Annotated in this window: 14 protein-coding genes; 9 read left to right on the forward strand and 5 right to left on the reverse strand. The window is 58.3% G+C overall.

Going from position 1 to position 15,957, the window contains the following annotated elements; translation table 11 throughout:
* Nucleotides 1–99: 99 nt before the first annotated feature.
* Together NSND_RS14755 and NSND_RS14760 are read left to right on the forward strand one after the other, a co-directional pair.
* Nucleotides 100–612 (forward strand): hypothetical protein, encoded by a 513-nt coding sequence (locus NSND_RS14755; protein WP_013250612.1) that lies wholly within the window; start codon nucleotides 100–102, stop codon nucleotides 610–612.
* Nucleotides 613–672: 60 nt separating this feature from the next.
* On the forward strand, nucleotides 673–1,347 hold the full coding sequence (locus NSND_RS14760) for a hypothetical protein (RefSeq protein WP_080879726.1): 675 nt from the start codon (nucleotides 673–675) through the stop codon (nucleotides 1,345–1,347).
* Nucleotides 1,348–1,452: 105 nt separating this feature from the next.
* Here NSND_RS14760 and mutS read toward each other — a convergent pair whose 3' ends face one another.
* The 5 genes from mutS to NSND_RS14785 form a co-directional block, all read right to left on the reverse strand.
* On the reverse strand, nucleotides 1,453–4,101 hold the full coding sequence (mutS, locus tag NSND_RS14765; RefSeq protein ID WP_080879727.1) for a DNA mismatch repair protein MutS: 2,649 nt from the start codon (nucleotides 4,099–4,101) through the stop codon (nucleotides 1,453–1,455).
* Nucleotides 4,094–4,438: a LapA family protein gene (locus NSND_RS14770; RefSeq protein ID WP_013250609.1), complete on the reverse strand. Its 345-nt coding sequence runs from the start codon at nucleotides 4,436–4,438 to the stop codon at nucleotides 4,094–4,096. The genes mutS and NSND_RS14770 overlap by 8 nt, the downstream gene beginning before the upstream one ends.
* A complete protein-coding gene (gene tsaE, locus NSND_RS14775) occupies nucleotides 4,435–4,956 on the reverse strand; it encodes a tRNA (adenosine(37)-N6)-threonylcarbamoyltransferase complex ATPase subunit type 1 TsaE (protein ID WP_200810541.1) in 522 nt (173 codons plus the stop codon). The genes NSND_RS14770 and tsaE overlap by 4 nt, the downstream gene beginning before the upstream one ends.
* 76 nt (nucleotides 4,957–5,032) lie before the next feature.
* Entirely contained in the window at nucleotides 5,033–6,589 is a 1,557-nt protein-coding gene (locus NSND_RS14780; protein WP_080879730.1) for an NAD(P)H-hydrate dehydratase, read from the reverse strand.
* Between the two features lie 68 nt (nucleotides 6,590–6,657).
* Nucleotides 6,658–7,371, reverse strand: coding sequence for a pyridoxine 5'-phosphate synthase (locus NSND_RS14785; protein ID WP_080879731.1), 714 nt, complete (start codon nucleotides 7,369–7,371; stop codon nucleotides 6,658–6,660).
* 301 nt (nucleotides 7,372–7,672) lie between these two features.
* Between NSND_RS14785 and alaC the strand changes: the two genes are divergently transcribed.
* The 7 genes from alaC (at nucleotide 7,673) to NSND_RS14820 (ending at nucleotide 15,932) form a co-directional block, all read left to right on the forward strand.
* Complete coding sequence (alaC, locus tag NSND_RS14790; protein WP_080879732.1) at nucleotides 7,673–8,869, forward strand: alanine transaminase; 1,197 nt, start codon at nucleotides 7,673–7,675, stop codon at nucleotides 8,867–8,869.
* Nucleotides 8,866–10,179, forward strand: a complete 1,314-nt coding sequence (locus tag NSND_RS14795) for a homoserine dehydrogenase (RefSeq protein ID WP_080879733.1) — start codon at nucleotides 8,866–8,868, stop codon at nucleotides 10,177–10,179. The genes alaC and NSND_RS14795 overlap by 4 nt, the downstream gene beginning before the upstream one ends.
* A 45-nt stretch (nucleotides 10,180–10,224) precedes the next feature.
* On the forward strand, nucleotides 10,225–11,283 hold the full coding sequence (thrC, locus tag NSND_RS14800) for a threonine synthase (protein WP_080879734.1): 1,059 nt from the start codon (nucleotides 10,225–10,227) through the stop codon (nucleotides 11,281–11,283).
* Nucleotides 11,284–11,301: 18 nt separating this feature from the next.
* Complete coding sequence (apgM, locus tag NSND_RS14805) at nucleotides 11,302–12,552, forward strand: 2,3-bisphosphoglycerate-independent phosphoglycerate mutase (protein WP_080879735.1); 1,251 nt, start codon at nucleotides 11,302–11,304, stop codon at nucleotides 12,550–12,552.
* Between the two features lie 4 nt (nucleotides 12,553–12,556).
* The gene (locus NSND_RS14810) at nucleotides 12,557–13,792 is read left to right on the forward strand and encodes an aspartate kinase (protein WP_080879736.1); all 1,236 of its coding nucleotides are present in this window, start codon (nucleotides 12,557–12,559) and stop codon (nucleotides 13,790–13,792) included.
* 129 nt (nucleotides 13,793–13,921) lie between these two features.
* Nucleotides 13,922–15,511 carry a citramalate synthase gene (gene cimA / locus NSND_RS14815; RefSeq protein ID WP_080879737.1) on the forward strand — a complete coding sequence of 530 codons (1,590 nt, stop codon included), beginning with the start codon at nucleotides 13,922–13,924 and terminating at the stop codon, nucleotides 15,509–15,511.
* A 145-nt stretch (nucleotides 15,512–15,656) separates the two neighbouring features.
* A complete protein-coding gene (locus NSND_RS14820) occupies nucleotides 15,657–15,932 on the forward strand; it encodes an integration host factor subunit alpha (RefSeq protein ID WP_013250598.1) in 276 nt (91 codons plus the stop codon).
* Nucleotides 15,933–15,957: the final 25 nt, after the last annotated feature.

Below are 15,957 nucleotides of genomic sequence, written 5' to 3' on the forward strand. Positions count from 1 at the left end.
TAGCGCGTTCTCTGGAATTTTGTTTTTTTCTGAGCTCTTTTTTTGGATACTGTGATTCAACGGTTCTCTGGTCATCATTTTTCCAAGGAGGGTAGGGTTATGAATAGGGTCGGAATTCTAGCCGCACTTGCAGTCTCCTCCGTTGTCGGCTTGTTGACCGCCGGTGTTACGTTGGCGGCGGATGCTCCAGCCGGGGGCGGACCGAGCGAAGTCACCACGGGCAGCGGAAAGTTTTTTAAGGGTGAGACCACCAATACCTTGAAGGGTCGGGTGTGGTCGCAATGGGCAGACAATCCTGATACCGAATTGCTCTTCGGCATCCAGTACTGGAACACCGGTGATCCGGCTTCCGGTGAAGGGGGCGGTCGGTCTTCAACATCCATGGATGTGAAGCCGCCAGATCCTTTGTTTACCTGCTGCGGCTGGGGCTTTACCGGAGGTACGGACAAGAACAATCCTTACGCCGGCTGGCACCACGCGCAAACCACCGTTCGTTTGTCTGTTAAGGATAAGAGTTTGATGGATCAAATCATCAAGGCATCGCAGGAGCTTGTGGCGATGGAAGTAACCCTTGATGGTCGGACCATTACCGGATTCAAGGTCTTGAAATAGAATTTATACGCGAGGCGACATTCTTGAGACTTTTTTGTCTTCTTTAAGGAGGATGTGATTATGAAGCTTCAAAAGCAGGGGTGGACCTTTATGGCTGCCGTGGCTTTGGTGGTGGGTTTTGCCTCCACTGCGCTGGCCATCGAGGCGTTCCAGGAGCGATTCGAGTGGGGAGATCTGAGCAAGCCCACTACGCTGCAGGGGCGTGTCATCATTCTAGATCCATACGATGAAGCGGTCTGGCTCAACATCGCTGTGTTCGGCGGCAACGCAGAGAGCGGTTTATTTTGGCAGAGAATTCACCCAGGGAAGAACCTCAAGTTCTATCCCGCGGACAAGAATGTGTGGGAGCAGTTGAAGTCCATGGCGCGTCCGCATTCCGGACCGGCTGCAGCGAAGGAAGTTCCCCCTGGATCCCCGACCACTCTGGTAGAGTTCGTGGCTCAGGAAGTCGAGCAAAATCGCCGCGTGATTTCGTCAGTCAAGAAGTTGGCCGACAATGCCGGCGAAATGGGTAAGCCAAAGAGCATCTCCTCCCTTCGCTTGAAGGAATGTGAAGGGAAGACGGAAGTGGATGCTCCTTGCCACGCCGCGAAGACGTTGCTGAACACGTCCCCAAAGACTCCGGATGGAGCGAATTTGCCGTTGCAATATGATGTGTTGTTGCCAAATGGCAAGCCGCTTGCCAACCTGATTCCCTGGACTGCCAAGTACAATCAGGGTGGTGGACATCACTGAGTAGTAGAAGGCCATTGGCCTGAAGTAAGAAGGCGGCATTCCGAAAGGGATGCCGCCTTTTTATTTGCGACGTCGAGGGAGGAACTGTCTAGGCCGGGATGTGAGCTATTCCTGTAATAGCCGTTGTTGCAGTTCAGCAAGTCGATTGAGCGCATCGAGGGGGGTCATGGAGAAGAGATTCATTTGGCGAACTTCCTCAAGCATAGGATGAGGCGCAGGGAGCGTGGCATCAAATTGAAGCGACTGCTGGTTCTCCTGCACTGACCGTTCGGATGACGAGGAGGACTCAAGTTGAGCAAGGACGGCCTTGGCCCGGTGTATTACCTGATCGGGGAGACCTGCCAGTTCAGCAACATGGATTCCGTAGCTGCGATCGGCGCCCCCTCGAATAATCTTTCGCAGAAACAGCACCTTCCCGTCACGTTCCTGTACCGCAACGCAATAGTTCGTAATCCCTTCCCGTAGACTCTCCAATTGCGTCATTTCATGATAGTGAGTCGCGAAGAGCGTGCGCGCGCCGAGACGCCGAGGATCCTGGATGTATTCTGCAATTGCCCAGGCAATGCTCAGCCCGTCATAGGTGCTCGTGCCGCGTCCGATTTCATCGAGGAGGATCAAGCTGCGAGGTGTGGCGCAGTTGAGGATATGGGCTGATTCCGTCATCTCAACCATGAAGGTACTCTGGCCACCTGCGAGATTGTCGGATGCGCCGACTCTGGTAAAGATGCGATCAGTCAGCCCAATCCTGGCTTCCGTGGCAGGGACAAAGCTTCCCATCTGCGCCATCAATGTAATCAGGGCGACCTGTCGGAGGTAGGTGCTCTTCCCAGCCATGTTGGGGCCAGTCAGAATGTGCAGCCGGCTGGTAGCCAGATCCAGATGGGTGTCGTTCGGGATAAATCCGCCGGAGAGATCAAGACGTTCGACGACCGGGTGTCGGCCCTGAACAATATGGAGGCCATCACCTTCGTCGACGGTTGGTCGCACATAGCGATTGAGCGCGGCGGTTTCCGCCAGGGCGGCGATTACATCAAGGGTGGCCAATCGTCGGCTGATCTCTTGAAGGCGGGCTGTTTCCTCAGCGAGTCGTGTCTGGAGCTGTTCGAACAGCGCTTGCTCCAGGGCCGTCAGTTTTGTGTCGGCTCCCGTGACCCGCTCTTCAAGTTCCTTTAACTCGGCGGTCATGAAGCGCTCGGCATTGACCAGGGTTTGCTTGCGGATATAGTCGGGCGGTACCTTCCCGAGATTCGCCTTCGTGAGTTCAATATAGTACCCGAAGACTTGGTTATATCTGATTTTAAGCGACTCGACGCCGGTCCGTTCGCGTTCTTTGGCTTCGAGGCCGGTAATCCAGCCTTTGCCCTCCCGACTTGCCTTGCGAAGTTCATCGACTTCAGGATGGTATCCGCTCTTCAGGATGCCGCCGTCGCGAATCGATACGGGCGCCTCCTGCTCTATGGCTCCTTCGATCAACTCGTAGAGATCCTGGGCGTTATCCCATGACGACATCAGGTCGGCGATGAGTGGAGAATCGAGCACGGACAATTCGGCCTGAATTGCGGGAAGCGAAGAGACGGAAATTTTCAGAGCGAGGACATCCCGCGGATTGGCAACTCCGAGGGACATGCGGCTACAGAGACGGGAAATGTCCTGGACGGTTCGCAATGCCGTTCGGAGGCGAACTCGTGCGTCGATCTGTCGTTTGAGTTCGTCAACCGCTGTCAGTCGAGCCTCGATTGCCGCGCTGTTGACCAATGGCCGCAGGAGCCACTCACGGAGCAACCGGCTTCCCATGGCGGTGACGGTGCGATCCAGAACGCCCAATAACGTATAGGTGGACTGGTTCGACGAGTCCTCCGCACGACCGGCAGGCCTGACGAGTTCCAGATTGCGGATGGTGACGCTGTCCAGGTGCATGGCGTCATGATCCTGTCTCACTCGTGGCGGGCGGATATGGTCGAGAGGGGCCGACGGTTGAGTCTCCCTGACATACCGCAACACTGCCGCCCCGGCTTGGATGCCCAGTGTGAGTCGGTGGCAGCCGAAGGCTTCCATGGAATGCACGCGAAACTGTTCTTGTAACGTCATGCGACCCTGCTCCAGGTCGAACCACGTCGCAGGTTGTGCGCAGCATCGGGGGCCGGTCAGATCGGCGGTCCATTGCTGTTCGTCCGGAGAGAGATCTTCGGGAAACAGCAATTCTTTCGGTTCAAGCCGCGCCAGTTCGTCCCGCAGGGAGGCTTCTGCCTGGATCCCATGAAACTCACTGAGCCAATAGTCTCCGGTCGAGACTTCAAGCGTTGCGAGGCCATAGGAGGGCTCTTTGCGTCCGGTCCCTGCGGATCGAAGGCGCACGCATACCGCGGCCAGCACGTTTGATTCCGTGGACGGAAGGAATTCGCTATCGATGAGTGTGCCGGGGGTATAGAGCCGGACGACTTCCCTGCGCACCAGACCCTTGGCCAGTTTGGGGTCTTCGACTTGCTCGCACAGGGCGACGGTTCGTCCCGCACGGAGGAGTTTGGCGATGTAATTAGTGGCGGCATGATAGGGGACACCGCAGAGAGGGATCGGGGTTTCGCTGGATTTATCGCGTGATGTCAGCGCAATGGAGAGAAGTTTGGACGCCTCCACCGCGTCCTCCTGGAACATTTCATAGAAATCGCCGACACGGAAAAAAAGGATGGCATCGCGATAGGCCTGCTTGATGTCGCGATACTGCCGCATTAATGGGGTGCCGTCGGCGTCACCCATCGGAGGGCTCTCCCTCAGCGGGAATGTCCGAAGACGTCCCCACGCGGCGGGCAGCCTTGTCGAGGGCTTGTCGGAGGCGCTCCAGATCCACCTCGGCCTCCTGCAGCGCCTTGGTTTTGCGCCGGAGTTCGATGCGGCCGCGTACCCAGGCCGGAAACAGCAGAATCCCGGACACTAACAGTCCGACGCCGAAGGCCGCCAGAATCGGTTTATAGATCAGGATTGAGGCGGATCGAAGACCGAAAAAATACCGCAGAGTGACTTCCTGCTCCTGGTTCTGCAAAAAAAACGACAGCGCGAGTAGCAGCAGCGTTCCCACCAATATCAATCGGATCAATGCGAGGCCCTCCTTGGCCGGTTCAATTGTACACGGGTTTGCTGAGCCGCTCTAGTGGGGCGATTTGCGGAGAGCCGGGAGCGAAGCGCGTCCAGCAGACGCCGTGCAGCAGGGCCTCTGGCTGTGAGAATTGCGCGGCGGGCCGCCGGGGGGCGGTGCGACAAGTGGACATCGAGCCGGTCCGACGGAAGACCGTCGCCCCACCGATCGGCCCATTCGATCGCAGTGACAGTGTGGCCGTCTAAGTAGTCGTTGAGTCCGGTATCTTCGAGTTGGGCGGCGGTCAGGCGGTAGAGGTCGGAGTGGACCAATGGAAGGCGTCCCCGGTATTCGTGGATGAGTGTAAACGTCGGGCTGCTCACGTCCGTCGGTTCGGCGAGCAGCCCGTCGGCGATGCCTTTGACCAGTGAGGTTTTGCCTGCTCCCAGTTCGCCGAACAGGGCGAGAACTTCGCCTCCCTGGAGGAGTGTGCCCAGGCAACGTCCCAGGCGGTGCGTGTGTTTCGGAGATCGAAGCACAATGTGCCACGGTTTGCCGATAGGGGGAGACCCCGCGGTTGTTTGCCTGAGAGGTGCCGCAGGTGATGGCACCGGCTTAGGTGTGTGTGGTCGGCGCGAGGGCATGGGGGATGTGCTGAATGAGATCACTCGCAATCATGCCGGCTTGGCCGAGATGCTGCGCGGCCAAATCTCCGGCCAAACCATGAAAGTATGTCGCCGCGCAGGCGGCGTCCCAAGGGGCCAAGCCTTGCGCGAGTAGCCCGCCGACCATGCCCGTCAAGACATCACCGGTACCGGCGGTGGCCATTCCGGGATTGCCGGTCGGGCAGATGGCTGCCAGGCCATCCGGGCGCGCAATCACCGTGCGGGCTCCTTTGAGGATGACAAAGACGCCGCGTTCCCGCGCAAATCTGGTGGCCGTGCCAAGACGATCTTCATTGACCGATTGCGTGGTTGCCTCGGTTTCCAACCTGGCCATCTCGCCTGGATGAGGAGTGATAATCGGCGGTCGCTTGCACTCGGTCAGTAACGAGGATTTCCCCGCCAATGCATTCAACGCATCGGCATCGAGTACGCAGGGCTTGTCGATTCGCTTCACGAGTTCCTGTACCAGGTCGACGGTCTCGGGATGGGTGGTCAGGCCCGGTCCGATCGCGACGGCATCCCGGGCGCCGGCGAACGCGAGGAGGCGATCCAAACCGGAACGCGCGAAGGTCCGAGCTTTGGTTTCCGGCATCGGCAGTGTCATCACTTCGAGGAGTTTTGCTTCCAGAATATCATTGGCGCTCGAGGGAATTGCGGCCGTCACCAAGCCGGTTCCGATGCGCAGGGCTGAGAGTGCTGCCATGGCCGCCGCGCCTGTCTTGCCGACCGAGCCGGCGATGACGCCGAGGTGGCCGTAGGTGCCTTTGTGTGCCGAGGGGCGTCGTGGGGGGAGTGCCGCGCGAGCAGCCGTATCGGTCAGCAGCATCAACCGACTTCCGATGGCTTCGACAAAGGAGGCGGGAATCCCAATATCCACGAGTCGAACCGTTCCAGCGCAATCGATGCCGGATCCACTATAGAGCCCCGCCTTCGGCAATCCCAACGTCACCGTGAGATCCGCGCGCACGGCGGCTCCCAGCACCGCTCCTGTATCGGCATGCAGGCCTGATGGAAGATCGACGGCCACGGTCGGTCGGCCAACGGCGGTGATGGCTTCGATCGCATCACGATAGAGCCCGGTGACGGGGGTGGAGAGGCCGGTACCGAGAATCGCATCGACGAGAATGTCCCCGGTCGCCAACCGTTGTTGGATTGTCTCCACGTCGGCGGGGCATGTAACGGCCGATTTCCCTGCTGATCGGAGAAATCGCTGGTACATCGTCTTTGCATCGCGACTCAGATCCTCGGGGGACGCGAGCAGCAGGATGTGGACCTGGGCCTGTTTTCGTCGTAACAGCCGTCCGACGACAAAACCGTCTCCACCATTGTTCCCCTTGCCGCAGAGGATGATGACCGATTTCCCGGCAAGCGGTGCATATCGGGCCTCAAGGTGAGTGACGACCCCCGCTCCGGCTCGTTCCATCAGCGTCAGGGACGGCACCAAGGCTTCCGTAATTGTCCGCTGATCCAGGGCTCGCATTTGCTCGGCGGTCACGATCGGTATCATGGTGTTCTGTGACTCCCGGTCGGTTTCTCGCGGCGAGGGTGACAGGCCGTGTCGTGGGGATGGCCGGACTAGGCGATCAATTCCCTCATTTCTCGCACGGCCTGGACCAATCCGACCATGACGGATCGGGCGATGATGCTATGACCGATATTGAATTCCACAATTTCGGGCAACTTGGCGAGTCGTTTCACATTTTTGTAGGTTAAGCCGTGCCCGGCGTTCACGCCGAGACCGAGCTTGTACGCCAGTTTGGCTGCCTGGGTAATGGCCTCGAACTCCTCGTCTTCTTCCTTCGACCGCTTGGCGTTGGAGTAGCGGCCGGTATGTAACTCGACATAGGCCGCGCCGATTTTGTGCGCCGCCTTGATTTGATCGAGACTCGGCTCGACAAACAAGCTTGTGGGGATGCCTCCGTCGCGGAGCAGATCGACGATTTTCTGAATGCGATCGCGGTGATTAGCGACATCGAGACCGCCTTCCGTGGTCAGCTCCTGTCGGCGTTCCGGGACGAGTGTCACCAGGTCCGGTTTGACGCTCAGGGCGATCTTGGCCATGGCGTCGTCGGCGGCCATCTCCAGATCCAGCTTGGTTCGCACGATTTCCCGCAACATGGTGAGATCTCGATCTTGAATATGCCGGCGGTCTTCCCGAAGATGCACAACCAGGCCATCGGCGCCGGCCAATTCCACGAGAATGGCCGCGGTCAAGGGGTCGGGATCGGTCCCTCCTCGCGCCTGCCGGAGTGTCGCCACATGATCGATATTTACACCCAGTCGAGCCATTACGCCTCCGCAATTTCCCTGCAGATCATAGGGGAAAGATTTCGGAACTGGTCGAAAATCATAGACAATTCTCTGGTTGCTGAGGCATTATTAACAGAAGACGGTACGGGGGAGCAAGGAGGCAGATCGTGAGAGGCCTCACTGTTTTGAGTGTGACCACGATAGGGTGCCCACCCCCAAGTCCTGACAATCGTAGCGAAATTGACTCGTTTTGAGGCCTCCATTAAAATACGCCCCTTTCAGAGGCATGGCGACTGAACCTGTTCGGCAGAGGACCCGCCTGTAGGAGTCTGACAAATTCATGGCGATCGGCGACGGATTTTACCGCATTAAACGACTTCCCCCCTACGTATTTGCGCAAGTACAAACCCTGAAACTTGAGGCGCGTCAGCGGGGCGAGGATATCATCGACTTCGGCATGGGCAACCCGGATCAGCCCACGCCGCCTCATATCGTCGATAAATTGATCGAAGCATCGAGGAAGGCCAAAAACCATCGTTATTCAGCTTCACGCGGGATCACGAAGCTGCGTCATGCGATTACCGGTTGGTATAAGCGCAATTACGATGTGGATTTGGATCCTGAGACCGAAGCGATCGTGACGATCGGCTCCAAGGAAGGCATCGCCCACTTGGCGCTGGCTACGATCGGGCCAGGCGATGTGGTGTTGACGCCCACGCCCACCTATCCCATCCATATGTACAGTTTTATCATCGCCGGCGGGGAAGTGCGCGGGATTGAGCTGCGCCAGGACAGCGACTTTTTCGATGACCTGTTGCGCGTCTATCGCCAAACCTTGCCGCGTCCGCGTATTCTCGTGATCAATTTCCCGCACAACCCGACGACCGCCGTGGTCGATCTTGAGTTTTTCAAGAAGATCGTCGCGTTTGCCAAGGAACACGACGTGATCGTGATTCACGACTTGGCCTATGCCGATATCGCGTTCGACGGCTATAAGGCACCGAGCTTTCTGCAGGTGCCGGAGGCGAAGGATGTGGGTGTGGAGTTTTATACGCTGTCCAAGGCCTACAACATGCCCGGCTGGAGAGTCGGATTCTGTGTCGGCAACCGTGAAGTAGTCGGCGCGCTCGCCAAGCTGAAGAGTTATCTCGACTACGGAATTTTTCAGCCGATTCAGATTGCCAGTACCGTCGCGTTGAATGGGCCACAGGACTGCGTCAAGGAAGTCGTGCAGCGGTATCAAAACCGGCGCAATGTTCTCGTGAACGGGCTGAATCGTATCGGCTGGCCGGTGGCGTTACCCCGCGCGACGATGTTCGTGTGGGCCCGTATTCCGGACCCGTTCCGGCATATGGGGTCGCTGGAGTTTTCGAAGCTGCTTCTCCGGGAAGCCAAGGTCGCCGTATCGCCGGGAATCGGTTTCGGAGAAGGCGGAGACGAATTCGTGCGGTTTGCGCTGGTGGAAAATGAGCATCGCACCCGGCAGGCTTTGCGCGGGATCCGCAAAGTATTGAATTTGGATGACCAGGAATCATGAAGAGTGAGATCGGGGTCGGGTTAATCGGATTCGGAACGGTCGGCACCGGTGTGGCTCGTGTGTTGATCGAGAATGCTGAATTGATTCGTCGGCGGGTGGGTGTACCCGTCACGCTGGTTCGCATTGCGGACTTGGACATCACGCGCGATCGCGGCATTGCGATTCCGCCGGGCGTGCTCACGACGGATATCCAGCAAGTCCTCACGGATCCACGGGTGGATATCGTCATCGAGTTGATGGGCGGGTACGATCTCGCCAAGCGTGTGATTTTGGACGCCGTGCAACGAGGCAAACATGTGGTCACGGCTAACAAAGCCTTGCTGGCCGTGCATGGCGAAGAGATTTTTGCCGCGGCTTCGCGTCAAGGCATCGATCTCGGCTTCGAGGCGAGCGTGGGGGGTGGAATTCCGGTCATCCGCGCATTGATGGAAGGATTGGCCGCGAACAATATCCAGTCGATTTACGGCATCATCAACGGCACCTCGAATTATATTCTTAGCCGAATGACCAGTGAAGGCCAGCGTTTCGACGTGGTGCTGGAAGAGGCGAAACGCGCCGGTTATGCCGAGGCTGACCCCACCTTCGATGTGGCGGGAATTGATTCGGCTCACAAGCTGACCATCATGGTCAGCTTGGCCTACGGGACACCCGTCAATTTCAAAGAGATCTATACCGAAGGTATCACCGGGCTTACGCCGCTCGATATTGCTTATGCGAAGGAGTTCGGGTTTACAATCAAGCTGCTGGCGATCGCAAAATATTCCGATGGCGAAATCGAGGCGCGCGTGCATCCGACGATGGTGCCGTCGGCCTCTCAAATCGCGAAGGTCGACGGTGTCTACAATGCGATTCAGCTAGTGGGCGATGCTGTCGAAGATGTCGTGCTGTATGGCCGGGGCGCCGGGTCGATGCCGACGGGAAGTGCGGTCGTGAGTGATGTCATGGCCATCGCGCGCAATCTGCTCAAGGATGCCGCCGGTCGTGTCCCGCCTGCATCCTACCAGCCCGATCAGCGGCGGCCGTTGCGCATGCGACCGATGGAAGAAATTACCTCGCTCTACTATATTCGCTTTATGGTGCTCGACCGGCCGGGCGTGTTGTCGCAGATTGCGGGGGTGCTGGGTCGTTATGGGATCAGCATTTCGTCGGTGCTGCAGCAGGGACGCAAAGAGGGGCAGACGGTGCCGGTGGTGATCATGACGCATATGGCAAAAGAGCGGGATATTCAGAACGCGCTCCGTGAAATCAATCCGATGTCCTACATCTCCGAGCCCACGACGCTGATCAGAGTCGAAGGGCGTGATGAATGAATGTGTCTCTCCCGTTGTGCTGAGAGGATGGTCGAATAGATTGTTATGAATCGTTGGCGTGGGATCATCGAAGAATATCGGAAGTTCCTGCCGGTTACGGCGCAGACCCCTGTGATCACACTGGGCGAGGGCAATACGCCACTGATCCGCGCGGCGCGGCTCGCGAAGAAAATCGCTCCGGGGATCGATCTGTATCTGAAGTATGAAGGCATGAATCCCACCGGATCCTTCAAAGACCGCGGTATGACCATGGCGATCTCCAAGGCTGTCGAGGGGGGCGCGCGGGCGGTCATTTGCGCCTCCACCGGAAACACGTCTGCCTCCGCTGCGGCGTACGGGGCCAGGGCGGGCATTGCCGTGTATGTGCTCATTCCGGCCGGCAAGATCGCGCTGGGGAAGTTGTCGCAGGCGATGATGCATCAGGCCACCGTCATTCAAGTCGAAGGAAATTTTGACCAGGCGCTGACCATCGTCAAAGAGCTGTCGGCGACCTACCCCGTTGAGTTGGTCAACTCCCTGAACCCCTTCCGGATCGAAGGACAGAAAACGGCGGCGATGGAGATTTGTGACGATCTCGGCGATGCACCGGCTATGCATGTACTTCCTGTAGGGAATGCAGGTAATATCACCGCCTATTGGAACGGCTATCGGGAGTATCGTGCGTCCAATCAGACGACGCGGTTGCCTCGGATGATGGGATTTCAGGCCGCTGGTGCGGCGCCGATTGTCTTGGGCCATATCGTCGAAGAGCCACAGACGGTGGCCACGGCGATCCGAATCGGCAACCCGGCCAGTTGGCAATCGGCTCTCACTGCGGTGAAGGAGTCGTCCGGTGCCATTGATATGGTCACCGACGAAGAAATTCTGCATGCCTATGCGTTGGTGGCCAGTGAGGAAGGTGTCTTTTGCGAACCAGCCTCCGCTACCTCCGTGGCCGGTGTCATTAAATTGAGTCAGGCCGGACAATTAAAAGAAGGTGCCACGGTTGTGTGTACGTTGACCGGGCATGGTTTGAAGGATGCCGATACGGCGATCGGCATTTCACGTCAGCCTCAAACGGTGAAAGCCACCCGCGATGATGTGGCCCGCCTCCTTCATGTCTGATTACCTCAGGAACATTGCATGAAATATTTGATCCTGCATGCCGACGGGATGGCAGATCTCGCGTGTCCGGAACTCGGTGGAAAAACCCCGCTTCAAGCGGCCGCAACTCCGAACCTTGACCAGATCGCCCAGCGTGGCGAGGTGGGGTTGTTGAGCCTTCCCTCGGAAGCCGGAGCCGCTGGAAGTGATGTCACCAGTGTGGCTGTGCTGGGATATGATCCGAAAAAGTATTATCCGGGCCCCGGTCCGCTGGAGGCGGCCGGTCTCGGCGTCACGGTGGGTGAGCAGGACGTGGTGTTCCGGTGCACCATGGTGACGGTGCGGGGGGAGTCTGCCTCCGGTAGCAAAGATCGAGCAACCGACATCAAGAAACTCGGGCCGCATGTCCTCATGGAGGACGCGACCGCCGGTCTCATCGACACGGAGCAGGCTCGTGAGTTGCTCGAAGCGGTGAATGAGCAGCTTGGCTCGGAATCGATTCAGTTCTACCCCGGTTCCGGGCATCGACACCTCATGGTCTGGGTCGGAGGAAAATCCCGCGCGACGTGTCTCGATCCACAACCGTTGGTCGGCCGGTCGATTGCCGATGCATTGCCGAGCGGCGATGGCGCCGACGTGCTGCGCAAGATCATGGATGCGGCGTTTTTCATCCTGCGCGACCATCCGGTGAATGAGGAACGTGAGCAGGAGGGGTTGAAGCCCGCCAATTGCCTGTGGTTGTGGGGCCAGGGCCGTGCCGCCGTGTGGCCGCCCTTGCCGGAGCGATACCAGATTGCCGGTGTGGTGGTGTCATCCAGTGATGTCCATCGTGGAGTTGGGGTGTGCGCCGGGTTGGATGCGGTCGAGCTTCCGCTTGCCGACGGAAGCGACGCGAATGAGTTCACGGGTTGCGTGCAGGCGGCGGTGCAGGAGTTGGCCAAGAAGGACTTCGTCTATCTGCATGCCGGGCTTTCCGACGACGTGCTGCACGCGACTGATGTGCAGGACAAGGTGCGGGCCATTGAGCGGTTCGATGCCCAGGTCGTCGGGCCGATTCTCGCGGCACTGGCGACGTATCCAGCCTATCGGTTGCTGGTCGTGTGTGATCCCGGCCTCGCAAAGAGCCACGGTGCTGAGGTTCCGCCGATCCTGTATGCGCTGTGTGATAGTGCCGCCAAGCCGTCGGCCGGAGTCACCAAGCGGTTTCACGAGCAGGATGCGAACATCGCCGGGACCGCGCCTCGCGATGCGACGAAGTTGATGCTGCGATTATTCCCGCGCGGAGTATAGAGCTGTGGCGCTGATCGTTCAAAAATACGGGGGAACATCCGTCGGCACGGTCGAACGGATTCATCGCGTCGCCGAACGTGTCGAACGCGCTCAGAAAGACGGCCACCAGGTGGTAGTGGTGTTGTCGGCCATGAGCGGGGAAACCGATCGACTGCTGAAGTTGGCGCATGAGGTCACCGGTGCACCGGACGAGCGGGAATTGGACATGCTGCTCTCGACAGGGGAGCGCGTGACTATTGCGTTGCTCGCCATGGAGCTCCGGGGGCGAGGGGTGAATGCCCGGTCCTTCACGGGCCGGCAGGTCGGCATTCACACCGACAGCGCGCACACTAAAGCTAGAATTTCCCGCGTCACGGCTGATCGAATCAAGGAAGCGTTGTCTGCGGGCGTGATCCCCGTTGTGGCGGGATTCCAGGGCATTAACGCCAGCTCGGATGTCACGACGCTGGGCCGGGGAGGTTCCGATCTGACAGCCGTTGCGCTGGCGGCGGCGCTCAAGGCCGACCGCTGCATTATTTATACGGATGTGGACGGTGTCTACACTGCCGACCCGAACATCGTGCCGGCTGCGCGGCGTCTGGATAAGATCTCCTACGAAGAGATGTTGGAAATGGCAAGCCTCGGCGCCAAGGTGCTGCAGAGTCGCTCGGTGGAGTTTGCGGCCAAGTACTCCGTGCCGGTGGAGGTCAATTCAAGTTTCAAAGAAGGAAAGGGAACGCTCGTGACACGTGAAGATGCCGATATGGAAGGGGTCATGGTGTCGGGTGTGACGGGGGACCGCAATCAGGCCAAGATTACGATTGTCGGTGTGCCGGATCGGCCAGGGATCGCCGCGCGCGTATTCGGGGCCGTGGCCAATGCCAACATTGTGGTGGATATGATCATCCAAAACGTCAGCCAGGCCTCCACCACCGACATTTCGTTCACGGTCCCCAAGGCTGATTTGCGTAATGCCGTCGATCTCGTTCAGCGTCTGTCCGAAGAGATCGGCGCCCGGTCGGTGGCTGTGACGGAATCCATCGCCAAGGTGTCGCTCATCGGGGTGGGTATGCGGTCGCATTCCGGAGTGGCGGCAAAGATGTTCGAGGTGCTCTCGCGCGAAGGCGTGAACATCATGATGATCAGCACGTCGGAAATTAAGATTTCCTGTGTCATCGAGGAAAAGTATTTGGAATTGGCCATGCGTACGCTTCACACGGCGTTCGGCCTGGATCGGGTTTCGGCGCCTGCCCTGGGCTAGTCTGCTCGGAGGGCGGTCACGGTCGGTGTGCCGTCTCCTCGACAGGTCCGTCATGACCCTGCTACTCTCACATCTATGAAACGTCGCAACACAGCGCCGCGGCGCCCTCGCGGTTCGGAACCTGTTTCGGTGCCGTCGCTCACGGCGGCGCAGGCGTCCGCGCTCGAAATCTACGATACCACCTTGCGGGATGGGGCTCAGGCGGAGGATGTCAGTTTCTCCGTGGAGGATAAACTCCGGGTGGCGCAACGGTTGGATGAACTCGGTGTGCATTTCATTGAAGGTGGGTGGCCTGGCGCGAATCCGAAAGACATCGAGTTCTTTCGCACGGTCAAGACCATTCCCTTTAAGAATGCGACCATCGTGGCGTTCGGGTCGACGCGCAAAGCCAGCAACTCGGTTCGAAAAGATAAAAATCTTCAAGAACTGCTCGCGTCAGGAACTCCGACCATTACGCTCTTCGGCAAGAGTTGGTCGTTTCAAGTGACGGATGCACTGGGCATTGCGCTCGCCAAGAATTTGGAGTTGATCGAAGACTCGATTCACTACCTGCGGTCCAAGGATCGCCGGGTGTTTTACGATGCCGAGCATTTTTTCGACGGGTATAAGGCCAATCCCGACTATGCGTTGCAGACGATTCGCAGAGCGATTGCCGGAGGAGCCGAGCGGGTCATTCTCTGTGATACCAACGGCGGGACCATGCCGTGGGAAATCCGTGAAATTTGCCGCATTGTGAAGCAGGAATGTCCCGTGCCATTGGGGATTCATGCGCACAACGACAGCGAAATGGCGGTGGCGAACTCGCTCGTCGCCGTGGAGTCGGGCATTCTGCAGGTGCAGGGGACGATCAACGGCATCGGTGAACGATGCGGCAATGCCAATCTCTGCTCCATCATCCCGAATCTACAGTTGAAAATGCAGCGGCCTGCGCTCGGCAATAAGCTGACGCACCTGAAGGATGTATCCGGGTTCGTGACGGAGATCGCCAACCTGATGCCCAATAAGCGGCAACCGTATGTCGGTGACGCGGCGTTTGCGCACAAGGGCGGCGTGCATATTCATGCGGTGCTCAAGAATGCGGCGACCTACGAACACATCGATCCCGCAGCGGTCGGAAACCGCCGTCGGATCTTGGTGTCGGATTATGCGGGGCGCAGCGGGCTCCTGGAAAAGGTTGAAGCGTACGGCATTTCACTGAACAAGAATCACGCAAAGTTGCAGGAACTGGTCGAGACGCTCAAGGAGCGTGAAAGCCAAGGGTATCAATTCGAAGGCGCGGAAGGATCGTTTGAGTTGCTGATGCGCAAAGCGATGGGCAGCCATCGCCCGTCCTTTCAGCTGCTTGGTTTCCGGGTGATCGTCGAGAAGAAGCAGGAGCACGGTCTGCTGCTGTCGGAAGCCACCGTGATGGTGAAGGTCGGGGAGGTCGTCGAGCATACGGCCGCCGTCGGGGCCGGTCCTGTGAATGCCCTCGACCATGCGCTCCGCAAAGCCTTGGAAAAATTCTATCCGCAACTTCGGGAAGTGAAGCTCCTCGACTATAAGGTCCGTGTGCTCTCTGCGGATAAAGGGACGGAATCAAAGGTGCGCGTCCTGATCGAGTCGGGCGACCATAAGGACAAGTGGGGCACCGTCGGTGTGTCGGAAAACATTATGGAAGCGAGTTGGCAGGCGTTGGCGGACAGCATTGAGTATAAATTGCTGCTGGCGGATCGCTAGGCTCTTTTCACCTCCGTCGGGCGCACATAATCCTTGACAGGGCAGGTAACCTCACGTAACTTATGGGGAAATTCTTTGTCTTGGACGCTCGACACCAAGAAGCACTTCCTAAGGAACGACTCTAGTGGATGGCGGGGGGAAAGGCATGAGAAAGGCGGATATCGCGAACGAAATCTTCAAGCAGGTTGGAGTCTCCAAGAACGATGCAGCCGATATCGTCGAACTCGTGCTCAATCTGCTGAAGGGAGTGCTGCAAAAAGGTGACGCGGTCAAAATTGCAGGATTCGGGAATTTTGTAGTACGAAGCAAAGGGGCTCGCAAGGGACGGAACCCGCGAACCGGAGAAGAAATCGGGATTACTCCCCGTCGAGTGGTCACGTTTCGGCCCAGTCAGGTGTTTAAAAAGTACGTCAATTCCTAGTCGCTACCTTGTTACGAGCACAAGC

This window comes from Nitrospira sp. ND1 (assembly GCF_900170025.1).
Classification (GTDB): Bacteria; Nitrospirota; Nitrospiria; order Nitrospirales; family Nitrospiraceae; genus Nitrospira_A.

Excerpts from the sequence above, each read along its gene's own strand:
- NSND_RS14755 (WP_013250612.1), top strand. The coding sequence starts at position 100 with ATGAATAGGGTCGGAATTCTAGCCGCACTTGCAGTCTCCTCCGTTGTC.
- NSND_RS14760 (WP_080879726.1), top strand. The coding sequence starts at position 673 with ATGAAGCTTCAAAAGCAGGGGTGGACCTTTATGGCTGCCGTGGCTTTG.
- mutS (WP_080879727.1), bottom strand. The coding sequence starts at position 4,101 with ATGGGTGACGCCGACGGCACCCCATTAATGCGGCAGTATCGCGACATC.
- NSND_RS14780 (WP_080879730.1), bottom strand. The coding sequence starts at position 6,589 with ATGATACCGATCGTGACCGCCGAGCAAATGCGAGCCCTGGATCAGCGG.
- NSND_RS14785 (WP_080879731.1), bottom strand. The coding sequence starts at position 7,371 with ATGGCTCGACTGGGTGTAAATATCGATCATGTGGCGACACTCCGGCAG.
- alaC (WP_080879732.1), top strand. The coding sequence starts at position 7,673 with ATGGCGATCGGCGACGGATTTTACCGCATTAAACGACTTCCCCCCTAC.
- NSND_RS14795 (WP_080879733.1), top strand. The coding sequence starts at position 8,866 with ATGAAGAGTGAGATCGGGGTCGGGTTAATCGGATTCGGAACGGTCGGC.
- thrC (WP_080879734.1), top strand. The coding sequence starts at position 10,225 with ATGAATCGTTGGCGTGGGATCATCGAAGAATATCGGAAGTTCCTGCCG.
- apgM (WP_080879735.1), top strand. The coding sequence starts at position 11,302 with ATGAAATATTTGATCCTGCATGCCGACGGGATGGCAGATCTCGCGTGT.
- NSND_RS14820 (WP_013250598.1), top strand. The coding sequence starts at position 15,657 with ATGAGAAAGGCGGATATCGCGAACGAAATCTTCAAGCAGGTTGGAGTC.